The sequence below is a fragment of the Actinosynnema sp. NPDC002837 genome, from assembly GCF_040295345.1.
In the GTDB taxonomy this organism is placed as follows: domain Bacteria; phylum Actinomycetota; class Actinomycetes; order Mycobacteriales; family Pseudonocardiaceae; genus Actinosynnema.
In genome coordinates this window covers 1-4,396 of the sequence record NZ_JBEOVG010000188.1, presented here as the reverse complement: position 1 = coordinate 4,396, position 4,396 = coordinate 1, and the positions used below count along the sequence as shown (strand labels likewise).

Genomic DNA, 4,396 nt, shown 5'->3' with positions numbered 1-4,396 from the left:
CCACGGTGACGGGGGAACCGGCTGAGAAGTTGAACACCGCGGAGTACTGGGTGCGGCACGTCCGCGAGCCGGTCCGCTTCGCCGACGCGGTGCGCGCCCTGGCCGACGAGGACGTCACCACGCTGGTCGAGTTGGGACCGAACGCCGTGCTGTCGGCCATGATCCCCGCCATCACCGGTGACGTGGTCGCCGTGCCGCTGTTGCGCCGCGGCCGACCCGAGCACGAGGCGGTCGCCGCGGCCCTGGGCGCGCTGCACACCCGCGGCGTGGCAGTGGACTGGGCGGCGTACTTCCGCGGCTCGGGCGCGCGGCGGGTCGACCTGCCGACCTACCCGTTCCAGCACGAGCGGTACTGGCTGGAGTCCGCGCCCGCCACGGGGCACGTCTCCGGGCACGTCTCCGGGCACCCGCTGCTCGGGCCGGCCACCGCGGTCGCGGGTTCGTCGCGGGTGCTGTTCACCGGGCTGCTCGAAGTCCGGTCGTGGCTCGCCGACCACCTCGCGGTGCCGCCCGCGGCGTTCGTGGAGATGGCGATCCGGGCGGGCGACCAGCTCGGCACGCCGGTGCTGGCGGAGCTGGACACCGACCTGCCACTGACCCTCCCGGCCTGGGTGCAGATGTCCGTGGACGCACCCGACCAGGACGGCCGGCGCGCGTTCACCGTCTACGCCCGGCCGGACGACGAGGACGCGGCGTGGACGGCGCACGCCAGTGGTGTCCTCGCCACGCACGGTGGCGACGGACCCGCCGTCACGGACGCCGGCACGACCGTGCGGCTGCCCGACGCGATCGCGGGCGAGGCCGGCGCGTACGGCCTGCACCCGGTGCTGCTGGACCTGGCGGTGCCGACAGCCGTCGGTGCGGCGACCGTCCGGGTGCCCGCGACGTGGCGCGGGGTGCGGCTGCACGCCGCGCACGCCGCGGCCGTCGAGGTCCACGCGCGGCAGGTCGACGGTGGCACCACGTCCCTGGTGCTCGCCGACACCGCCGGCCGACCGGTGCTCACCGCCGAGGCGATCGGGTTCCGCGACCTCCCGGTCGAGCGGTTCGCCGCCAGGTCACCGCTGCGCGCGCTGACCTGGACCGAGGTCACCGCCGAACCCGTCACCCCGGCCGAGGTGGTGCGCCTGGAGGTCTCGACGGGCGATCCGGTCGCGGCCGCGCACGCCGCGGTGGCCCGGGCGCTGGAGCTGGTGCGCGAGCGGTCCGCCCCGGTGGTCGTGGCGACGAGCGGTGCGGTCGCGGTGGCCGACGAGGAGGTCGACCTCGCCGCCGCGGCGGCCTGGGGCCTGCTGCGCTCGGCCCAGTCCGAGCTGCCCGAGGGCCGCCTGGTCCTGGTGGACACCGACGGCGACGTGGTGGTGCCCGCCGGCGAGACCCAGGTGGCGGTGCGCGGTGGCCGGGTACTCGCCCCGCGCCTGACCGCGGTGCAGCTCGCGGCGCGCGCGACCGACTGGGGCGCCACGGCGCTGGTCACCGGCCCCCTGGGTGGCCTGGTCGCCCGGCACCTGGTCGAGGCGCACGGCGTGCGGAAGGTCGTGCTCGTCGACGCGGAGGCGCCGGGGGTGGCCGCCGGCACCGTGCCGGCGACGTGGGACGACCTGGCCGCGGTGGTGGCCGAGCACCGGCCGACCGTGGTGGTGCACACGACCGGCGAGCCGGATGACTCCCCGCTCGCGAACATCACGCCCGATGCCCTGGCCGCGGCGCTCGAACCGGGCGTGGACCGCGCCTGGCGGCTGCACGAGCTGCTCCCCGACGCCACCGCGTTCGTGCTGTTCTCCTCGACCGCCGGGGTGCTCGGCGCGCCCGGTCGGGCCGGGTACGCCGCCGCCGCGTCGTTCACCGACGCCTTGGCCCGGTATCGCGCGGCGCGCGGACTCCCCGCGGTCGCGGTCGCTTTCGGTCCACGCGCCGGCGCACCCGGCTTCCCCGTGGTGCCCGACGAGGAACTGCTGCGCCTGCTCGACGTCGCGGTGGCCGCCGGCCACCCGGCGGTCGTGGCCGCGCCGCTCGACGAGGCTGCCCTGCGCGCGGCGGACCGCGTGCCGGTCCCGCTGCGCGGGGGGAGGGCGCCGCGGCGGCGCACGGCCGATGACGGGCAGGCGGCGTCCATGGTGGCGCTGCTGGTCGGCCTGGAGGCCGACGAGCGCCGCGATGCGGTGCTGGAACTGGTCCGCCGCGAGGTGGCCGCCGTGCTCGGCCACAAGGTCTCGGCGGGGATCGAGGAGCAGCGGCCGTTCCAGGACCTGGGCTTCGACTCGCTGACCGCCGTGGAGCTGCGCAACCGGCTGACCGCGGCCACGGGTGTGGCTCTCCAGGCGACGTTGGTGTTCGACCACCCGACGCCCGCCGCGCTCACCGACCACGTGATCGGCGTGCTCGCGCCCGCGGCGGACGAGTCGGTGCTGTCCGAACTGGACCGGTTGGAGGCCCTGCTCGACGGTGTCGACCGGCAGGACGACCGGCGCGAGGAGATCACCGGGCGGCTGCGCACGATCTTGTCCCGCTGGACCGCCGAGTTGGGCGCGCCGCCTGCCGACGAGGGTTCCGCGGTCGTGCTCGAATCGGCGTCCGCCGACGAGCTGTTCGACTTCATCGACAACGAACTCGGTCGCGGCGTCGACCGGTCCGCCTGAGCGCCACCGGGAGAAATCGGCGATGTCCAACGAAGAGAAGATGGTCGAGTACCTCAAGTGGGTCACGGCCGATCTGAAGAAGGCGCGGCAGCGCATCACGGAGCTGGAGGCCGGCGGCACGGAGCCGATCGCGATCGTCGCCATGGCGTGCCGGTACCCGGGCGGCGTGTCCTCGCCCGAGGACCTGTGGCGGCTGGTGCTGGAGGGCCGGGACGGCATCACCGCCTGGCCGGACGACCGCGGCTGGGACGTGGAGGCCCGCTACGATCCGGACCCGTCGCGCACCGGCACCTCCTACACCGACCAGGGCGGGTTCATCGTCGACGCGACGAGGTTCGACGCCGGGTTCTTCGGCATCTCGCCGCGCGAGGCGCTGTCGATGGACCCCCAGCAGCGGGTTCTGCTGGAGACCGCCTGGGAGTTGTTCGAGCGGGCCGGCCTCGACCCGACGGCCCTGCGGGGCAGCTCGACCGGCGTGTTCGCCGGGGTGGGCGAGCAGACCTACCTCGGTCTGGACGGCCCGGAGGAGCTGGAGGGCTACCTCATGACGGGCAAGTTGAGCAGTGTCGCGTCGGGTCGGGTGTCGTACACGTTCGGGTTCGAGGGTCCGGCGGTCACGGTGGACACGGCGTGCTCGTCGTCGTTGGTGGCGTTGCACCTGGCGGCCCAGTCGTTGCGCCAGGGCGAGTGCGACCTGGTGCTGGCGGGCGGATCCACCGTGTACGGCCACCCCGGCGGCTACGTCGACTTCTCCCGCCAGCGCGGCCTCGCTCCGGACGGTCGGTGCAAGTCCTTCTCCGCCGACGCGGACGGGACGGGCTGGTCGGAGGGTGTGGGGCTGGTGTTGTTGGAGCGGTTGTCGGACGCGCGTCGCAACGGGCACCCGGTGTTGGCGGTGCTGCGGGGCAGCGCGGTGAACCAGGACGGGGCGTCCAACGGCCTGACCGCGCCGAACGGCCCGTCCCAGGAGCGAGTCATCCGCGCCGCGCTGGCGAACTCCCGGCTGTCCCCGGTGGACATCGACGTGGTGGAGGCGCACGGCACGGGCACGCGCCTCGGTGACCCGATCGAGGCCACCGCGCTGCTCAACGCCTACGGCAAGGACCGCCCGACGCCGCTCTACCTCGGGTCGTTGAAGTCGAACATCGGCCACTCGGTCGCTGCGGCCGGCATCGGCGGCGTGATCAAGGCGGTCATGGCGGTCCGCCACGCCATCCTGCCCAAGACCCTGCACGTCGGCGAGCCCACGCCGTTCGTGGACTGGTCGGCCGGGTCGGTGGAGCTGCTGACCGAGAACCGGCCCTGGCCGGAGACCGGCCGGCCGCGCCGCGCGGGCGTGTCGTCGTTCGGCGTGAGCGGCACCAACGCCCACGTCATCCTGGAGCAGGCCCCGCCGGTGGCGGAGCCCGAGCGGGCGGACCGCGAGGCGCGTCTCCCGGTGGTGCCGTGGGTGTTGTCCGCCCGGTCGCCCGAGGCGCTGCGGGCGCAGGCCGACCGCTTGCGGGACTTCGTCGCCGCCCGACCGGACCTCGACCCGCTGGACGTGGCCTTCTCGCTGGCCACCACGCGCGCCGCGCTGGACCTGCGGACCGCGGTCGTCGGCGCGGACCGGGAGGCGCTGCTGGCGGGCTTGGCCGTGGTCGCCTCGGCCACCCGCGTGACCGGTCGTACCGGGTTCGTGTTCGCGGGTCAGGGGTCGCAGCGGGTGGGGATGGGGTTGGGGTTGGCGGAGTCGTTTCCGGTGTTCGGTGCGGTGT

At 75.0% G+C, this 4,396-nt stretch carries 2 protein-coding genes; both read left to right on the top strand.

What is annotated here, in order from left to right:
• A partial coding sequence (locus tag ABTZ99_RS44690) for a KR domain-containing protein (RefSeq protein WP_499619236.1) occupies positions 1–2,639 on the top strand: 2,639 nt, incomplete at its 5' end.
• Positions 2,640–2,661: 22 nt separating this feature from the next.
• Positions 2,662–4,396, top strand: a 1,735-nt coding sequence (locus tag ABTZ99_RS44685; RefSeq protein WP_499619235.1) for a type I polyketide synthase, incomplete at its 3' end; no start/stop codon positions are given.